The 16758-nt window shown below is 72.1% G+C and carries 15 protein-coding genes; 10 read left to right on the top strand and 5 right to left on the bottom strand.

From position 1 onward, the window contains the following. Window positions 1–95: 95 nt before the first annotated feature. From purB to LCD31_RS12065, 4 genes are all read left to right on the top strand, one after another. Window positions 96–1526, top strand: a complete 1431-nt coding sequence (gene purB / locus LCD31_RS12080) for an adenylosuccinate lyase (protein WP_224958041.1) — start codon at window positions 96–98, stop codon at window positions 1524–1526. Between the two features lie 113 nt (window positions 1527–1639). Further along, window positions 1640–2527, top strand: a complete 888-nt coding sequence (locus LCD31_RS12075) for a phosphoribosylaminoimidazolesuccinocarboxamide synthase (RefSeq protein WP_224958040.1) — start codon at window positions 1640–1642, stop codon at window positions 2525–2527. Between the two features lie 366 nt (window positions 2528–2893). Further along, window positions 2894–3688, top strand: coding sequence for a DUF2334 domain-containing protein (locus tag LCD31_RS12070; protein WP_224958039.1), 795 nt, complete (start codon window positions 2894–2896; stop codon window positions 3686–3688). 120 nt (window positions 3689–3808) lie between these two features. Next, window positions 3809–4237 (top strand): ATPase, encoded by a 429-nt coding sequence (locus LCD31_RS12065; protein WP_224958038.1) that lies wholly within the window; start codon window positions 3809–3811, stop codon window positions 4235–4237. Between the two features lie 24 nt (window positions 4238–4261). Here LCD31_RS12065 and LCD31_RS12060 read toward each other — a convergent pair whose 3' ends face one another. Further along, window positions 4262–4897, bottom strand: a complete 636-nt coding sequence (locus LCD31_RS12060; protein ID WP_224958037.1) for an MBL fold metallo-hydrolase — start codon at window positions 4895–4897, stop codon at window positions 4262–4264. A gap of 763 nt (window positions 4898–5660) precedes the next feature. Here LCD31_RS12060 and purS point away from each other — a divergent pair. The 3 genes from purS to purL all read left to right on the top strand — a co-directional run bounded on the left by purS (window position 5661) and on the right by purL (window position 9071). Continuing rightward, complete coding sequence (gene purS / locus LCD31_RS12055; RefSeq protein ID WP_224958036.1) at window positions 5661–5900, top strand: phosphoribosylformylglycinamidine synthase subunit PurS; 240 nt, start codon at window positions 5661–5663, stop codon at window positions 5898–5900. Window positions 5901–6036: 136 nt separating this feature from the next. Then, a complete protein-coding gene (purQ, locus tag LCD31_RS12050; protein ID WP_224958035.1) occupies window positions 6037–6714 on the top strand; it encodes a phosphoribosylformylglycinamidine synthase subunit PurQ in 678 nt (225 codons plus the stop codon). A gap of 68 nt (window positions 6715–6782) precedes the next feature. After that, on the top strand, window positions 6783–9071 hold the full coding sequence (purL, locus tag LCD31_RS12045; RefSeq protein ID WP_224958062.1) for a phosphoribosylformylglycinamidine synthase subunit PurL: 2289 nt from the start codon (window positions 6783–6785) through the stop codon (window positions 9069–9071). Window positions 9072–9179: 108 nt separating this feature from the next. Here purL and LCD31_RS12040 read toward each other — a convergent pair whose 3' ends face one another. Both LCD31_RS12040 and LCD31_RS12035 read right to left on the bottom strand, forming a co-directional pair. Next, window positions 9180–9377: a DUF397 domain-containing protein gene (locus LCD31_RS12040; protein ID WP_224958033.1), complete on the bottom strand. Its 198-nt coding sequence runs from the start codon at window positions 9375–9377 to the stop codon at window positions 9180–9182. Further along, the gene (locus LCD31_RS12035; RefSeq protein WP_224958031.1) at window positions 9374–10219 is read right to left on the bottom strand and encodes a helix-turn-helix transcriptional regulator; all 846 of its coding nucleotides are present in this window, start codon (window positions 10217–10219) and stop codon (window positions 9374–9376) included. The genes LCD31_RS12040 and LCD31_RS12035 overlap by 4 nt, the downstream gene beginning before the upstream one ends. 107 nt (window positions 10220–10326) lie before the next feature. Between LCD31_RS12035 and LCD31_RS12030 the strand changes: the two genes are divergently transcribed. Further along, complete coding sequence (locus LCD31_RS12030; protein ID WP_224958030.1) at window positions 10327–10527, top strand: hypothetical protein; 201 nt, start codon at window positions 10327–10329, stop codon at window positions 10525–10527. A 704-nt stretch (window positions 10528–11231) separates the two neighbouring features. Here LCD31_RS12030 and LCD31_RS12025 read toward each other — a convergent pair. Together LCD31_RS12025 and LCD31_RS12020 are read right to left on the bottom strand one after the other, a co-directional pair. Beyond that, on the bottom strand, window positions 11232–12365 hold the full coding sequence (locus tag LCD31_RS12025) for a pentapeptide repeat-containing protein (RefSeq protein WP_224958029.1): 1134 nt from the start codon (window positions 12363–12365) through the stop codon (window positions 11232–11234). Between the two features lie 40 nt (window positions 12366–12405). Then, window positions 12406–13125 carry a lysozyme gene (locus LCD31_RS12020; protein WP_224958028.1) on the bottom strand — a complete coding sequence of 240 codons (720 nt, stop codon included), beginning with the start codon at window positions 13123–13125 and terminating at the stop codon, window positions 12406–12408. A 645-nt stretch (window positions 13126–13770) separates the two neighbouring features. Here LCD31_RS12020 and LCD31_RS12015 point away from each other — a divergent pair. Continuing rightward, window positions 13771–15882, top strand: coding sequence for an EAL domain-containing protein (locus tag LCD31_RS12015; protein ID WP_224958027.1), 2112 nt, complete (start codon window positions 13771–13773; stop codon window positions 15880–15882). A 177-nt stretch (window positions 15883–16059) separates the two neighbouring features. After that, window positions 16060–16722 carry a DUF4232 domain-containing protein gene (locus tag LCD31_RS12010; protein WP_224958026.1) on the top strand — a complete coding sequence of 221 codons (663 nt, stop codon included), beginning with the start codon at window positions 16060–16062 and terminating at the stop codon, window positions 16720–16722. Window positions 16723–16758 lie beyond the last annotated feature (36 nt).

The raw sequence follows: 16758 nt of genomic DNA, 5'->3' as shown, positions 1-16758 counted from the left end.
ACCTAGCTCGCGACGGCCCGCCGCCTCGACCGATTTTCCGCGCCCGCCCACTGCCCGGTCCTGGGGTCCGCGGCCGGGAAGTATCCTGGTCAGCCGTGACGGTCAAGCCCCACCTCCCGAACGTGCTCGCCCACCGCTACGCCTCGCCGGAGCTGGTCGAGCTGTGGTCCCCGCAGCACAAGATCGTGCTGGAACGGCAGCTGTGGCTGGCCGTGCTGCGCGCCCAGGCCGACCTCGGCGTCGACGTGCCCGCGGGCGCGGTCGCCGACTACGAGCGGGTCGTCGACCAGGTCGACCTGGAATCCATCGCCGAGCGCGAGCGCCAGACCCGGCACGACGTGAAGGCCCGCATCGAGGAGTTCAACGCCCTCGCCGGGCACGAGCACGTGCACAAGGGCATGACCTCCCGCGACCTCACCGAGAACGTGGAGCAGCTGCAGGTCCGCCGCAGCCTGGAGCACGTGCGCGACCGCGTGGTCGCCGTGCTGGCCCGGCTGGCGCGGCTGGCCGCCGAGCACGGCGAGCTGGTCGTGGCGGGCCGGTCGCACAACGTGGCGGCGCAGGCCACCACGCTCGGCAAGCGGTTCGCGACGGCCGCCGACGAGCTGCTCGTCGCGTTCGGCCGGGTCGAGGACCTGCTGGCCCGCTACCCGCTGCGCGGCATCAAGGGCCCGGTCGGCACCTCGCAGGACATGCTGGACCTGCTCGGCGACGCCGGGAAGCTCGCCGACCTCGAAGGCCGCATCGCCGAGCACCTCGGGTTCGGGAAGGTGCTCACCAGCGTCGGCCAGGTGTACCCGCGCTCGCTGGACTTCGAGGTGCTCACCGCGCTGTCCCAGCTGGCCGCGGCGCCGTCCTCGGTGGCGAAGACGATCCGGCTGATGGCGGGCCACGAGCTCGTCACCGAGGGCTTCCAGCCCGGCCAGGTCGGCTCCAGCGCCATGCCGCACAAGATGAACACCCGCTCCTGCGAACGCGTCAACGGCCTGTCCGTGCTGCTGCGCGGTTACGCGTCGATGGGCGGCGAGCTGGCCGGGGACCAGTGGAACGAGGGCGACGTGTCCTGCTCGGTGGTGCGCCGCATCGCGCTGCCGGACGCGTTCTTCGCGTTCGACGGGCTGCTGGAGACGTTCCTGACGGTGCTCGACGAGTTCGGCGCCTACCCGGCCGTGGTGGCCCGCGAGCTGGACCGCTACCTGCCGTTCCTGGCCACGACGAAGGTGCTGATGGCGGCGGTGCGCGCCGGCGTCGGCCGGGAGACGGCGCACGAGGCGATCAAGGAGAACGCGGTCGCCGTGGCGCTGGCCATGCGGGAGCAGGGGATCGAGCGCAACGACCTGCTGGACCGGCTCGCCGCGGACGAGCGGCTGCCGCTGGACAAGGCGGCGCTGGAGGAGCTGCTCGCCGACCGGCTGTCCTTCACCGGCGCGGCCTCCGCCCAGGTCGCGGCCGTCGTCGCCGCGGTGGACGAGGTCGTCGCCCGCTACCCCGAGGCGGCCCGGTACACCCCGTCCCCCATCCTCTGATCCCGCAGGTGGACGGCCCGTTCGCCCAGCCGACCCGGGCGAACGGGCCGTGCACCGGAGCCTCCGGAGGGCCGCTCGGCCGGGCGGCGGTCGGCGTGGGGGAGAATCGCCGCGTGGTCGCACTCTCGGCATACCCGCTGATCGCCGCGGGCAAGGTTCGCCAGCTGCACGCCGTGGACGACGAGCACCTGCTGATGGTCGCGTCGGACCGCATCTCGGCCTACGACCACGTGCTCGACACCCCCATCCCGGACAAGGGCCGGGTGCTGACGGCGATGAGCGTGTTCTGGTTCGACCTGCTCGCCGAGCTGGTGCCGAACCACGTCGTCGCGCACGACGACCCGCGCATCCCCGCCGAGGTGCGCGGCCGCGCGCTGCTGGTGCGCAGGCTGGAGATGCTGCCGGTGGAGTGCGTGGCCCGCGGTTACCTCACCGGCTCCGGCCTCGTCGACTACCGGGCGACCGGCGCGGTGTGCGGCGTCGAGCTGCCGGACGGGCTGACCGAGGCGTCCCGGCTGCCCGAGCCGATCTTCACCCCGGCCACGAAGGCGGAGCTCGGCTCGCACGACGAGAACGTCAGCTTCGACGCCGTGGCCGCCGAGGTGGGCCGGGAGCGCGCCGAGCAGCTGCGGGAGCTGACGCTGCGGGTGTACGCGCGGGCCGCCGAGCACGCGGAGAGCCGCGGCGTGGTCCTCGCCGACACCAAGTTCGAGTTCGGCCTCGACGCCGACGGCATCGTGCTGGGCGACGAGGTGCTCACCCCCGACTCCTCCCGGTTCTGGCCGGCCGACGGCTACGAGCCGGGCCGGGTGCAGCCGTCGTTCGACAAGCAGTACGTGCGGAACTGGCTGACCTCGCCGGAGTCCGGTTGGGACCGGGCCTCCGACGTGCCGCCGCCGTCGCTGCCGGACGAGGTGGTGGCCGCCACCCGCGACCGCTACGTCGAGGCCTACGAGCGCATCACCGGCCGCGACCTCGCCGACTGGCCTTCGCCCGCCTGATCCGGGGCCCGCCTGCCGCCGGTTTCGCGCCGATCGGCCGACGACCCGTTGATCACCCGGTCCGCCGACCGCCGGTTCGCCGACCCCTGGTCTGCTGACGCCCGGCTCGACGACCTCCGGTCCGCGGACGCCTGATCTGCGGGCGCCCGGTCTGCGGACAGCCTGGCTCGGGACCGCCGGTTCGGCGACCTCCGGTCTGGGGGACACCTGGCTTGCGGACGCCCGGCCTGCGGGCCTCCGGTCCGCGGACGCCGACTCGCGGACGTCCGGCCTGCTTGATCGCCCGGGCGACGTTCGCCCGATCTGCGCCGTTCGGTCACCCGGCGGTCAGGGCCGGGACACCCGGGTGCGGCCCAATGGTGAGCCGTGGGCTTTCCGCTGGTCGTCTCCCTGTCGGGGCTCGGAGACCGGGCGCTGGAGCACTGCGCCGGGTTCGCCGCCGAGCTGGATCTGCGCCGCGTCCCGCTGACGCTACTGGTGGCGCCGCGCCCGAACGGCACCGCGCCACCGGGGCCGGACCGGCCCGCGGTGAGCTGGGTGCGGGAGCGGCGCCGCCTCGGGGACGCGGTGGCGCTGCACGGCTTCGACCACGCCCCGCACGCGCAGCGGCTGCTGCCGAGGGTGGCGTCGTCCGGTCCGACGGCCGCGGTCCGCGGTGCCGAGTTCGCCGCGCTCCCCGCGCACGAGGCCGGGCTGCGGCTGCACGCCGCGGCCGCCGCCCTGGACCGGCTGGGGCTGCGCGCCGAACTGTTCGTGCCGCCGCGCTGGCTGTCCTCGCCGGGCACGGTGACGGCGCTGCGCAGGCGGGACTTCGCGGTGTGCGCCGACGCGCTGGGCGTGCACGAGCTGCGCACCGGACGGGTGCACCGCGCCCGGGTGCACGCACTCGGGCCGGGCGCCCGGGTGGAGCACTGGTGGTGCCGGGCGCTGGTGCTGGGCGTGAGCCGGGCGGCCCGGCGCGGTCGGCCGGTGCGGCTGGCGGTGGACGCCGCCGACCTGGCGCGGTCCGGTTCGCGGCAGGCCGTGCTGGACGCGGTCGACCTCGCGCTGCACCACGGCGCGGAGCCCGCGACCTACGCCGCGTTCGCCGCCACCGCCGTCCCCCGCCGGCTGATGCCGCTGCCCGCCGCGATCCGCAACCTCGACCCGCTCTCCAGCTGAGGCGGACCGTGCGCTGCCGAGCGGGTGAAGGGGCTTTCACCTCGGGCTCAGGGTGAGCTCATCCGCGGCCGCGAAGCTCGATCTCGTCCAGGAGGAAAGCGACCGGGAGGACGAGGACGGATGCGGATCAGGAAACCGAGCAGGGCGGTGCTGGCCACCGCGGCGATCGTGGGCGTGCTGGGGGTCGGTGGCGCGGGCGTCGCGCTCGCGGGCGCGGGTACCGGCGCGGTGCCGGCGAACCCGGCCGCCGGAGCACCCGCGAGGTGGGACGACGACGGGCCGTGGGACGACGACCGCTGGGAGCGGGACGACCGCGACGACCGCTTCGACGACGGGCCGTGGGACGACGCGGACGACCGGGCGGAAGCCGAGGCCGAGGCGCGGCTGCGGGCGGGCGCTCCGGCACCGCTGCCGCCGGGCGCGGCCGAGCGGCACGACGACCGGGACGACCGGCTCGACGACGACCGGGACGACCGGCTCGACGATCGGGATGACGACCACGACGACGACCGCTTCGACGACGACCACGACGACCACCACGACGACTGATCCACCAGCGGCCGCGGCGGTGTCCTACACGGAGGTCGCCGCGGCCCGGTCCAGCACGGCCACGTCGGTGTCCTGCGGCGCGAGCTGCTCGAACATCCGGTGGTGCATCGCGGGCGAGGCCAGCACGGCCTCGTGGATGGGCACCGCGACCCGCGGCGCGACGGCGCGCAGGAAGTCCACGGCCTCGGAGAGCTTCAGCCACGGCGCCCCGGTGGGCAGTCCCAGCACGTCGATCCGCTGTTCGGGCACGTGGAAGGAGTCACCGGGGTGGTAGAAGGCGCCGTGGTCGACGACGAGCCCGACGTTGTCGATCACCGGGATGTCCGGGTGGATCACGGCGTGCTGGCCGCCGACGACGTTCACGGCGGCCCCGCCGAGTTCGAACGCGTCCCCGGGCCGGACCGCTTCGGCCTGGAAGCCCTGGCCGGTGACGATGTCCGCGGTGGCCGGGTCGGTGATGAGCCGCGCGCCGGGGTTGGCCCCGAGCAGCCCGGGCAGCCGGTCGGCGTCGAGGTGGTCGAAGTGCTGGTGGGTGATGAGCACCGCGTCGAGGTCCCGCAGCTCCTCGAACCCCTGGGAGAACGCGCCGGGGTCGATGAGCAGCCGCGCCTGCCCGGTGTCCACCAGCACGCACGCGTGTCCGAAGTGTGTGATCTTCATCGGCTCGCCCTCCCCGGACGCATCGGTGTCGCCCTCCAGCTTCCCAGAGCGGTGCGCGAGGTCGTTTCCGGTGCGGCAGGGCGTTCGGTCCGGTTCGCCGGGAGGTGGCCGGGAAACGGGTCGCGGAATTCGAGTTCTCCCATTCGGGTGAGACCAGGAACGCATCGCGGAACTGACATGTCCGGAGCTTCCCGTTGCGCCGCTGATCGGGGGGGTGTGCAGCGCAACGGGAAGCGTTCCGGGGATTCCGCTGGGGGGTGGCGGAATCCCCGCCGCCCCGCGTCGCGCGAACGGTTCTCCGCGCGCCTGCGGTGGCGGTTCCACCCGGCCTGTTCGGGCTCTGCGGCCGGGGAGCTGGGGTTTCGTCGGTGTCCGGGGTGTGCGGTGCGGTCCACGCGGTGCTCGTCGTGGCCCGCCTTCCGGTGTTGCCATGAGGAAGACGTGCGAAGTCCGGTGAACGTTCCGCGAATGCGGCGGAAAGTGCCGGAGGACACAGCGTGAAAATGCTTTTCTGCGCAATGCTGCTGAATTCGGCTGAGCAGCACTGCGCGGAAAGCGGGAGTGGATTCGCGTGACCTCCCCCGGCCGGATGAACGGTGACGGTTTGGTCGCGGAGCGTGGCCGGATGTGGTCCACGGCGCTTCCGGTGCACCTGTCTGCGAGGGCGAACCCGCAGCTCAGTTACCCTTTGCAGGTACTGCTGGATATCCATCCCTGTCCTGCACGGGGCAGGAGGATCTGCACGAATCCGGGAGCATCGCCCGTGGCCCGAGTCGTCGTCGACGTCATGCCCAAGCAGGAGATTCTCGACCCGCAGGGTCAGGCGGTGGCCGCCGCGCTGCCCCGGCTCGGCTTCGAGGGCATCTCCGAAGTCCGCCAGGGGAAGCGATTCGAGCTGGAGGTCGCCGACGACGTCGACGACGCCGCGCTCGCCCAGATCGCCGAAACGCTGCTGGCCAACCCCGTGATCGAGAACTTCGTCGTCCGCAGGGTGGAAGCATGAGCGATTTCGGGCCCACTCCAGTCCTGCGTGACCGCACCTCAGGGGAACGTGACGCAAGCCGGCCACGAGGAACCACGGAACGCGAGGTTCGGCCGGGCGCAACCACCACTGCGAATCGCGGAGAGGCGGTACCGGCATGAGCCCGAAGATCGGCGTCATCACCTTCCCCGGCACCCTCGACGACGTGGACGCGCAGCGCGCGGTCCGCAAGGCGGGTGCCGAGGCGGTGCCGCTGTGGCACGCCGACGCGGACCTGCGCGGCGTGGACGCGGTGGTCGTGCCGGGCGGGTTCTCCTACGGGGACTACCTGCGCTGCGGCGCGATCGCGAAGTTCGCCCCGGTGATGGGCGAGGTGGTGCGCGCCGCCGGGCAGGGGATGCCGGTGCTGGGCATCTGCAACGGCTTCCAGATCCTGTGCGAGGCCGGGCTGCTGCCGGGTGCGCTGACCCGCAACTCGGGCTTGCACTTCGTGTGCCGCGACCAGTGGCTGAAGGTCGAGAACAACTCCTCCGCGTGGACGTCCCGCTACGACGCGGGCGCCGAGCTGCTGATCCCGCTGAAGTCCGGTGAGGGCGCCTACCTGGCGGACCAGGCCGTGCTGGACGAGCTGGAGGGCGAGGGCCGGGTGCTGTTCCGGTACCTGGAGGACGACCCGAACGGTTCCCTGCGCGGCATCGCGGGCATCACCGACGCGCGCGGCCGGGTCGCCGGCCTGATGCCGCACCCGGAGCACGCGATCGACCCGCTGACCGGGCCCACCGATGACGGCCTCGGCATGTTCCTGTCCGCTCTCGACGTACTGGTGGCAGCGTGAGCAACAACGAGCACGACGCGACGGCCGCCGCGGTGGCCGCGGTCGCCGACGGCCCGGAGGCGGATCCGGTGGAGTCCCGGCCGGAGCTGGACACGGTGGGCATCGCGAAGTCCTCGCCGGACCTGGCGCAGCCGTACCGCGAGCTGGGCCTGAAGGACGACGAGTACGAGCGGATCAAGGAGATCCTGGGCCGCCGCCCCACCGACGCCGAACTGGCGATGTACTCGGTGATGTGGAGCGAGCACTGCTCGTACAAGTCCTCGAAGGTGCACCTGAAGTACTTCGGCGAGACCACGACGCCGGAGATGCGGGAGAAGATGCTCGCCGGCATCGGCGAGAACGCGGGCGTGGTGGACATCGGCGACGGCTGGGCGGTCACGTTCAAGCTGGAGTCGCACAACCACCCGTCGTACGTGGAGCCGTACCAGGGCGCGGCCACGGGTGTCGGCGGCATCGTCCGCGACATCATGGCGATGGGCGCCCGCCCGGTCGCGGTGGCGGACCCGCTGCGCTTCGGCCCGGCGGACGCGCCGGACACCCGTCGGGTGCTGCCGGGCGTGGTGGCCGGGGTCGGCGGCTACGGGAACTGCCTGGGGCTGCCGAACATCGGCGGCGAGGTCGTGTTCGACGAGTCCTACGCGGGCAACCCGCTGGTGAACGCGATGTGCGTCGGCGTGATGAAGACCGAGGACCTGCACCTCGCGCACGCCTCCGGCACCGGCAACAAGATCATCCTGTTCGGTGCCCGCACGGGCCTGGACGGCATCGGCGGTGTCTCGGTGCTGGCGTCGGAGACCTTCGACGACGCCGAGGGCGGCACGGGCCGCAAGAAGCTCCCGAGCGTGCAGGTCGGCGACCCGTTCACCGAGAAGGTGCTGATCGAGTGCTGCCTGGACCTGTACCACTCGGGTCTGGTCGTGGGCATCCAGGACCTGGGCGGCGCCGGCCTGTCCTGCGCGACCTCGGAGCTGGCCTCGGCCGGTGACGGCGGGATGCGCGTGGACCTGGACCGGGTGCCGCTGCGCGCGTCGGGCATGAACCCGGCGGAGGTCCTCTCCAGCGAGTCCCAGGAGCGCATGTGCGCCGTCGTCGAACCGTCCCGCGTGGACGAGTTCATGGCGGTGTGCGCGAAGTGGGACGTGCTCGCGACGGTGATCGGCGAGGTCACCGACGGCGAGAACCTGGAGATCTACTGGCACGACGAGCTGGTCGTGGACGTGCCGCCGCGCACCGTCGCCCACCAGGGCCCGGTGTACGAGCGGCCGGTGCAGCGCCCCGGTGAGCAGGACCTGATCGCCGCGGACAACGCGAACACCCTCGCCCGCCCGTCCACCCCGGACGAGCTGCGGGAGACGCTGCTGACGATGGCGGCGTCGCCGAACCTGTGCTCCCGCGAGTGGGTCACCAGCCAGTACGACCGCTACGTGCGGGGCAACACGGTGCTGGCCCAGCCCTCGGACGGCGGCGTGCTGCGCATCGACGAGGAGACGGGCCGCGGCATCGCCGTCGCCACCGACTGCAACGCCCGCTACACGCGGCTGGACCCGTACGCGGGTGCGCAGCTGGCGCTGGCCGAGGCGTACCGCAACGTGGCCACCACGGGGGCGACCCCGATGGCGGTGACGAACTGCCTGAACTTCGGTTCGCCGGAGGACCCGGGCGTGATGTGGCAGTTCCAGCAGGCGGTGCAGGGGCTGGCGGACGGCTGCGCGGAGCTGGGCATCCCGGTGACGGGCGGCAACGTCAGCTTCTACAACCAGACCGGCAGCCAGCCGATCCTGCCGACGCCGGTGGTCGGCGTGCTCGGCACGATCGACGACGTCACCCGCCGCATCCCCACCGGCATCGGTGGCGAGGAGGGCGAGACGCTGCTGCTGCTCGGGGACACCCGCGAGGAGTTCGGCGGTTCGGAGTGGGCGCGCGTCGCCCACGACCACCTCGGCGGCACCCCGCCGAAGGTGGACCTGGCCCGGGAGAAGCTGCTGGCCGACGTGCTGCTGGCCGGTTCCCGCGACGGCATGATCTCCGCCGCGCACGACCTGTCCGAGGGCGGGCTGGCGCAGGCGCTGGTCGAGACGGCGCTGGTCGGCGAGTGCGGTGCCCGCGTGGTGCTGCCGGAGGGCGTGGACCCGTTCGTCGCGCTGTTCTCCGAGTCGGCGGGCCGCGTGCTGGTGGCGGTGCCGCGCAGCGAGGAGCTGCGGTTCACCGAGATGTGCGCGGCGCGCGAGCTGCCGTGCGCGAAGGTCGGCGTCGCCGACGCGGGCACGTCGAGCCTGGACATCCAGGACATCGCCGAGATCCCGCTCGCGGAGCTCCGCGAGGCGTGGGAGGGCACCCTCCCGGCGCTCTTCGGCTGACGTTCCCACCCGGACGGCCCGCCACCCCGACCAGGGGCGGCGGGCCGTTCCGCGTCGTGGGCGCGGCTCGTCCGCTCGGTCGAACCGGTCGAACGGGCCGTCGGACGATCAGCGGTCGTAGCGGCCGGAGCCGATCGCGGCGAGGAACGCCGCCCAGCGGGCGGAGTCGATGCGGAGGGTCCCGCCGTCGCGGTCCTTCGTGTCCCGCACGCCCGCGATCCCCGGCGCCCCGCCGACTTCCACGCAGGTCTGCGTCGCCGTGGTGCGGGTACTGGTGCGCCATCCCTTGAGCGGCTCGGAAGTCACGTTCCCCTGCCTTCCCAATCGCGTGCGTAGGTCGCCAGCAACTCGGCCGATTCCACCGCGCTGAGCGCTGCCGCGAGAACGGTACTCCGGAGCGCGTCGTAAGCGGAAACATCTTCAGGTTCGTCCAGGAACGCGCTGGCGCTGTGGTGCTCGACGTGGACGATCGACGGCGCCTTCGCGAACTCGTAGAACAGGAACGGGCCGTCGATGCCGGGGTGCACGCCGAACGGGAGCACCTGGATCGTGACGTTCGTCCGCTTGCCGATGCTGATAAGCCGGTGGACCTGGTCGGCCATGACGCCAGGTGTCCCGACCGGCCGCAGCAGGGCGCCCTCGTCGATCAGCGCGGTCAGCTCGACTGGAGCACGGCGGCGCGTGATGACTTCTTGCCGGCCGACTCGCACGGCCACTCGGGCGTCGGCTTCAGGCGCAGGTACGCCGCCACCGGACATCACGGCACGGGCGTAGTCGGCGGTCTGCAACAAGCCGGGCACCAGCGCCAGGGTGAGTTCGGTGATGCGCAGCGCTTCGCGCTCGAAGCCGAGCACCGCCGTCAGCTGCGCCGGAAGACCGGCTGTGGCCCGCGATTCCCACCAACCGGGTTGGTGCAGGTCGTGCGCCATCCCCAGCAGCCGGTCGCGCTCCGTCCCGGTCACCCCGATGATCGCGAGGATGGCGGCGAGGTCCGCTTCGGTGATAGCGCGGGCGCCGCTCTCCACGCGCGACATGGTGGCCTTCGACCAGCCGAGGCGCTGCGCCACCGCTTGGGCTTCCCAGCCGGACTTCTTGCGCGCGTCGCGGATTTCGGCCGCCAGAGCACGTTGTCGCGCACCACTCGCCATGCGCCGAGCCTAGATCGGCTCGGCGATCACGAACGATGTCCCCCTATCGGATCATGGACACCAGTTTCTGAAACTGGCATTGTTTGCGGAAACCAGGAGGTGGTCCGATGGCTGTTCCGATCTGGGCCGCGTCGTGCGGGCCGGTGGATTCGCGGTGGCACGGGGTGCGGCGGTCCGATGGTGGTGCGTTGCCGGCGTGGTGCGGGGTGTTCGTGTACGGGCCGGTGCACCTGCGGCGGGGTGCGTGTCCGGACGGTGTGTTCGATCGGGACGCCTGCCGGGAGTGCGTGGCGGTGGGTGATGGGTGAGCGGCATTTCTGGCGTCCTGGTGGGGATTCCGTGCGGCATGCGTTCCGGGGTCGTCGGTGGTGCGGTGAGTCGGGTGCGGTGTCGGTGTGCGGTGTCGGGGTGGAGTTGGCTTCCGATCCGTCCGAACAGGACTGGGTGGTGGCCCCGACCTGCACCGCCTGCAACGAGCTGCTGCGCGCCGAGCTCCCGAGGCCCGAGCCGGGTCTGTTCGGCTGAACCGCTGAGATCCGAGCCGAACCTGTTCGGCCGGACTCCTCGGGGCCTGACACCGAACCTGTTCGGTCGAATTCCCGGGGCCTGGCACCGAACCTGTTCTGTTGAAGACTCCCGGGTCGGACGGGACCCCTCTCCCCGTCCCGTTCCCGTCCCGGGCAGGCCTCCCGCCGGTCGCGGCGCCGGAAACCCCGACCCGGCCCGCGCCAGGGAGGCGGAGCGGGGGCGCACCACCCCGGTGCGCCCCCGCCCACCCCTACCGCACGGCTCGTTCGGCCGCGGGGCCACGTAGAACCCGCCCGAGGTGGCTTCGTGGAACGACTCGTCGGCGAGCGCCCGCTTGATCACCCCGAGCAGCGTAGGGCCCGCTGCGGAGTGCGTAACGGCGCGATGGTCCCGGCACGGCACTCCCCCGACTCGACGTGGGCCGCCCCCGCGGGTGGGCCCCGGTGGAACCGCGAGGCTCCTCGCGAGTCCTGCCGGTCCGCTGTCACGACCCGGCGCGCGGTGGCTGCTCGGGGGAGGCCGTCAGGTCCCAGCCGTTGAGGTGGGAGACGGGGGCGACCCGGGACTCCTCGGCGCGCAGTTCGACGGGCGGGGCGGTGCCGCCGAGGTCCAGGCCGCCGATCAGCCGCGCCGACCGCAGGTCCACCGCCCCGTCGAAGCGGGCGTCGCGCACGTACCACCGCTGCTCGCCCGTGAGCCGCTTGCAGTCCACCGATCCGCGGAACACCGACCGGGCGAAGTCGCAGGGTGCGACGGTCCGAGCGCCGCGCAGCTCCACCGGCCCCGCGAACTCGACGTCGGTGGCCCGGATCCGCCCGAGGAACACTGAGTCCCGCAGGTGCACGCCGCCGCGGAACACCGCACCGCTGAAGACCGTGGTGTGCCGGAAGCGGCAGCGGTAGGCGGCGATGCGCCCGACGATGCGGTCTTCGAGGGAGAACCGCTCCAGCCAGGCGCGGGTCAGGTCCAGGTCGTGGATCGGTGCGTCCGGGTCGTCCCGGTGCGGCAGCAGTGCGACGACGAGCCGCTGCGCGGTCTGCCGCGCGTGCCGCTCCCGCTCCAGCTCCGGTGCGATCTCGGGGAGGTCGCCGCCCGGCAGCAGTTCCGGGAGAGTCCACTTCGGATGGTCGAACGGCCTGCGCAGGTAGGAGCACAGCACGTCCAGCACGGTCTGCGCGTACTGCGGCCTGGTGCGGGCGAGAGCGGCCAGCGAGTGCATCGCGCCGACCCGGACCTGGTCGGCGTCGTGCCCGAGCAGCTCCACGGCGCGGGCGAAGCGCTCGTCGTCGGCGCGGTCCCGGTCGTGGCCGGTGCGGCGGTCCTCCAGCTCCTGCCGCCTGCGCTCCAGGTCGTAGCGCTCCCGGTCGAGCTCCTGGCGCTGCTGGTCGAGTTCCTGGCGGCGTTCCTCGACGCGGCGTCGGCGGTCGTTGAGCCAGAGGGCGTAGAGGGCGACGACGGATCCGGCGGCGAGTCCGCCGGTGCGGAGGGCGTCGGCGCCGGTGCTGCGGGGGTCGAACACCAGCAGCGCGGTGCTGACCCCGCACAGCACGAACACCGCCACGACGATCGTCCCGGCCAGTCCCGCCCGGCGCAGCCGCCGCGTCCCCCACTCGTCCACGGGGCGATCTTCGCAGCCGGCGGCTCCCGGCGGGGCCGGATCAGCCGCGAGCGATGGCTTCGAGCTGGGAGTAGGCGCCGTTGAACGCGTTCTGGTCGATCGGCGTCGAGCTGTACTGCCAGAACGTGTGGAAGCCCCAGCCGTACGGCAGCGCTCCCACGCTGCCCGCGTAGCGCGCGACCCACAGCGGGCTCGTCGAGCTGAAGTCGCCGCGCGCGCACTGGTTCCACCAGTTCGTGCTGGTGTAGATCACCGGGTACCGGCCGGTGCGGTGGAAGTACGTGTCGGAGAAGTCCTTGATCCACGCGGTCATCGAGCCCTGCGAGTGCCCGTAGCAGGTGTCGCCGTACGGGTTGTACTCCACGTCCAGCGCGCCGGGCAGCGTCTTGCCGTCGGGCGACCAGCCGCCGCCGTGGTCGACGAAGAAGTTCGCCTGCGCCGCGCCGCTGGAGACGTCCGGCAGCGCGAAGTGGTAGGCGCCGCGGATCATGCCGACGTCGTAGGACCCGTTGTACTGCTGGGCGAAGTACGGGTTCCGGTAAGTGGTGCCCTCGGTGGCCTTCACGAACGCGAACCGCTTGCCCTGGCCCCAGTACGCGGGCCAGTCCACGTTCTGCTGGTGCCCGCTGACGTCGATGCCCTCGACGGTGGCGAGCGGGGACTTGTCTGGCGCGCCGCGGGTCTCGTCGCCGCCTTCGTGCTTGCGGATCTGGGAGCCCATCGCGTGGTCGGTCGCCGGCTCGTCGGCCTGGGTGCTCATCGCTTCCTCCGATCGGAGAGGGGATGTGCCGGCGTGCGCGGGGGTCGCGAGCAGCGCGCACGCCCAGGTGATCGAGAGTAGGGAGATCAGGCCGCGCCGGCGAGCGCGTCCACTCGAATGCGTCATCGAAGGTGGCCCTCTCGAAGAGTCGAAGCCGGTATCCGGGGTCGGGCGTCCGCCTAGCCCGAAAGTGTGGCGAATGTTTTTCAGCTTTTGCAGCGCGAACGTGGGTGAATGACCGGAATGGCGCAATCCGGACGCCCGGGTCACGTCGAGCGACATCTCAGCCGGAGTGAGGGGAATCCGCATGTTTTGACCGCTCCCGACCCGACCGTCGGGTGAACGGCGCCTCGGCCCGGCCCGTCGCCGGGCCTGCTGGCCTGCCGGATCGACACGGATGGCTACCCTGGGTGGGCGGGAATGCGGGTTCGACCGCTCAGCGCCACCGGTCGTATGCTCCGGGGACCCGCTTCACCAGGCACAACCGGGCCACCGAAGGACGAACCGGGCACCGGGCGCAATCGGGGCACCTGACCGGCGGGCCACGGCCGAGGGGGCGAACCGACGACGCACGAGTGGAGGGGCGCCACGGGAATGACGGGGTGGACCACGCCGGTCCCGAACACCCGGGAAACGGAGCCGGCGGTGAGCAGAACGGACCGCAGGCGGTTCGCGGCGGTCTGGGCGCAGACCTTGATGGGCACCAGCTACGTGCCCATGACCAGCGCCGAAGTCGAAGGCCGCCTGCTCGGCTACACCGAGCGCCTGGTCGAATCGCTGCTCTCCGACCCGTTCGACCCGGCCGCCGCGCAGGACGTCGGCGACGACCTGGTGGCCGTGCACTTCACCAGCGCCGACTCGCTCGCCCGCACCATCGACCTGATCGGCGACCAGTTCCTCGACGTGCTGCATCTCGACGACGGGCCCGGCTGGCGGCGGCGCATCGCCGCGCTGCAGGGCTCGCTGTGCACCGGGTTCGTCCAGGCCGCCCGCAAGCGCACCCTCGACGAGCAGGAAGCCATCCGGCAGGCCGTGCTCGACGCGCGCGACGCCGTCGAACAGGCCCTGCGCACCAGCGAGGCCCGGTTCCGGGCGATCTTCGCCGAAGCCGCCATCGGCATCTGCATCGCGGACATGGCCGGGCAGGTCCTGGAGGTCAACTCCTCGCTGCGGCGCATCCTCGGGCGCCCCACCGAGGAGCTGAAGCGGATGACCACGCACGACCTGCTGCACCCCGCCGACTCCGAGGGCTTCTGGCGGCTCTACGAGGAGCTCGTCCGCGGCGAGCGCGACCAGTACCGGGTGGAGAAGCAGTTCACCCGCCCCGACGGCGGCCGCGCCTGGACCGACGTGATCGTCTCGCTGGTGCGCGGTGAGGACGGCATGCCGCTGTACCAGGTCGCGATGATCGAGGACGTCACCGACCGCAAGCTCCTCCAGGACCGGCTGCGCCACCAGGCGATGCACGACCCGCTGACCGGGCTGCCGAACCGGGCGCTGTTCATGGAGCGGCTGACCTCCGCGATGCGCACCAGGCAGGACGGCGAGCGGGTCGCGCTCTGCTACATGGACCTGGACGGGTTCAAGGTCATCAACGACAGCCTCGGCCACCACGTCGGCGACGACCTGCTCGTCGCGGTGTCCGAGCGGCTCGCGATGTCCGTGCACGGCGAGGACCGCCTGGTCGCTCGGATGGGCGGCGACGAGTTCGTCATCCTCATCGAGGACTCCGCGAGCACCGAGCAGGCCATCGAGATCGCCGACGAGATCCTCGACGCCCTCGTCGAGCCCATCCGCATCGGTGGCCACGAGCTGTCCGTCTCCGCCAGCATCGGCATCGTCGAACGCCCCGTGCACGGCCAGAGCGCCGCCGAGCTCATGCGCGACGCCGACGTCACGCTGTACTGGGCCAAGGCCGAGGGCAAAGGCCAGTGGGCGTTGTTCGACCCGGACCGCAACGCCACCGAAGTCGCCCAGTACCGGCTGTCGGCGACCATGCCCGCCGCGCTGGAGCGCGAGGAGTTCTACGTCGAGTACCAGCCGCTGGTGGGGCTGCGCGAGTACGGCGTCGTCGGCGTCGAAGCCCTCGCCCGCTGGTGGCACCCCGACCTCGGCAGGCTCGGCCCGGACCGGTTCATCGCGCTCGCCGAGGAGACCGGGCTGATCGTGCCGCTGGGCCGCTGGGTGCTGCGGCAGGCGTGCAAGCAGGCGAAGGAGTGGCAGGACGAGTTCGGCGACGCGGCCCCGTTCGTCAGCGTCAACCTCGCCGTGCGGCAGTCCCGCGACCCCAACCTCGCCTCCGACGTGGAGACGATCCTGCGCGAGACCGACCTCGACCCGTCCCGGCTGCAGCTGGAGCTCACCGAGAGCGCGGTGATGGGCACCGCCGACGAACCCATCGAAACGCTGTGGGCGCTGACGAAGATGGGCGTGCGGATCGCCATCGACGACTTCGGCACCGGTTACTCGAACCTCGCCTACCTGCGGCACCTGCCGGTGCACGAGCTGAAGATCGCCGGTTCGTTCATGTCCGGGCTGCGCGATCCGGAGAAGGCCGATCCGGTGGACGCCCGCATCGTCGGCACCCTCGTGGACCTCGCGCACACCCTCGGGCTCACCGTCACCGCCGAAGGCGTCGAGACGCACGCCCAAGCGCGGCGGATGGCGGAGATCGGGTGCGAGACCGGGCAGGGCTACTTCTTCGCCCGCCCGTGCTCCCCGGAGCGCATCCGAGCGTTCATCGCCGACCACGTGTGACGGTTCCGCACCGTCCTCTTCGGCCGGTCCGGGCCGCTCACCTGCGCGAACCGGGAAGTTCGCCGGGTGATTCGAATTTTTTCCATCGGATGCGCAACTCGCCGAGCGGGTGGACGTCTTACGAGTAGAGAAGCGCGGGGGGACACCGGCGCACACCCGAGGGGAAGGTTCGAACTGATGTTGAAGCGGACTCGTACGGCTACCACGGCGGCGGCACTGGTCGGCGGTGCGCTGCTGCTCGCCGGTTGCGGCGGCCCGGCGGCGTCGAACGCCGCGGTGGGCCAGGAAGGCATGGGGTCCGACCTCGCGCCTTCGGCCGGGCAGGAGGGCATGGGCTCCGACCTCGCCCCCACCGACGACCACGCCAGCGGCACGCACGACGACATCTCCGCCTCCAACTGCTCGGCGGACGACTTCACGTTCACCATGCAGGCGCAGCCCTCCGACGCGGGCAGCACCAAGATGTTCCTGCTCCAGATGGAGAACACCTCCGACAAGTCCTGCGAGCTCGGCGGCTGGGCCGACGTCACGCCGACCAACATGGCCGGCGAGAAGATCGAAGCGCCCTCCGAGAACGTCAACGAGCCCGGCCCGGACCAGAACCTCACCCTGGAGCCCGGCAAGAGCGCCTTCTCCGGCGTAAAGATCGTGAGCGCCGAGAAGTCCGACCCGGACGCCCAGGTCGCCTCCGGCTTCACCGCCGAGCCCACCGACATGCAGGGCGAGGCGAACGTCGACGTGAAGGACCTCAACGGCGAGAGCGGCACCCTGGAGATGGCGGTCAAGAGCATGCAGATCGGCACCCTCCAGTCGTCGCCGCAGGGCGTCGTCGCGTTCTGATCCGCACCGCGAACACCGCGAGCCCGCGCCGGAGGT

Source organism: Saccharopolyspora sp. 6M (assembly GCF_020176775.1).
Classification (GTDB): Bacteria; Actinomycetota; Actinomycetes; order Mycobacteriales; family Pseudonocardiaceae; genus Saccharopolyspora_C; species Saccharopolyspora_C gregorii.
This window is presented reverse-complemented; position numbering and strand designations above follow the sequence as displayed.

Coding starts and splice junctions, on each gene's coding strand:
- LCD31_RS12065 (WP_224958038.1), top strand. CDS start 3,809: ATGCGGATCAGGAAACCGAGCAGGGCGGTGCTGGCCACCGCGGCGATC.
- LCD31_RS12060 (WP_224958037.1), bottom strand. CDS start 4,897: ATGAAGATCACACACTTCGGACACGCGTGCGTGCTGGTGGACACCGGG.
- purQ (WP_224958035.1), top strand. CDS start 6,037: ATGAGCCCGAAGATCGGCGTCATCACCTTCCCCGGCACCCTCGACGAC.
- LCD31_RS12035 (WP_224958031.1), bottom strand. CDS start 10,219: ATGGCGAGTGGTGCGCGACAACGTGCTCTGGCGGCCGAAATCCGCGAC.
- LCD31_RS12030 (WP_224958030.1), top strand. CDS start 10,327: ATGGCTGTTCCGATCTGGGCCGCGTCGTGCGGGCCGGTGGATTCGCGG.
- LCD31_RS12020 (WP_224958028.1), bottom strand. CDS start 13,125: ATGAGCACCCAGGCCGACGAGCCGGCGACCGACCACGCGATGGGCTCC.
- LCD31_RS12010 (WP_224958026.1), top strand. CDS start 16,060: ATGTTGAAGCGGACTCGTACGGCTACCACGGCGGCGGCACTGGTCGGC.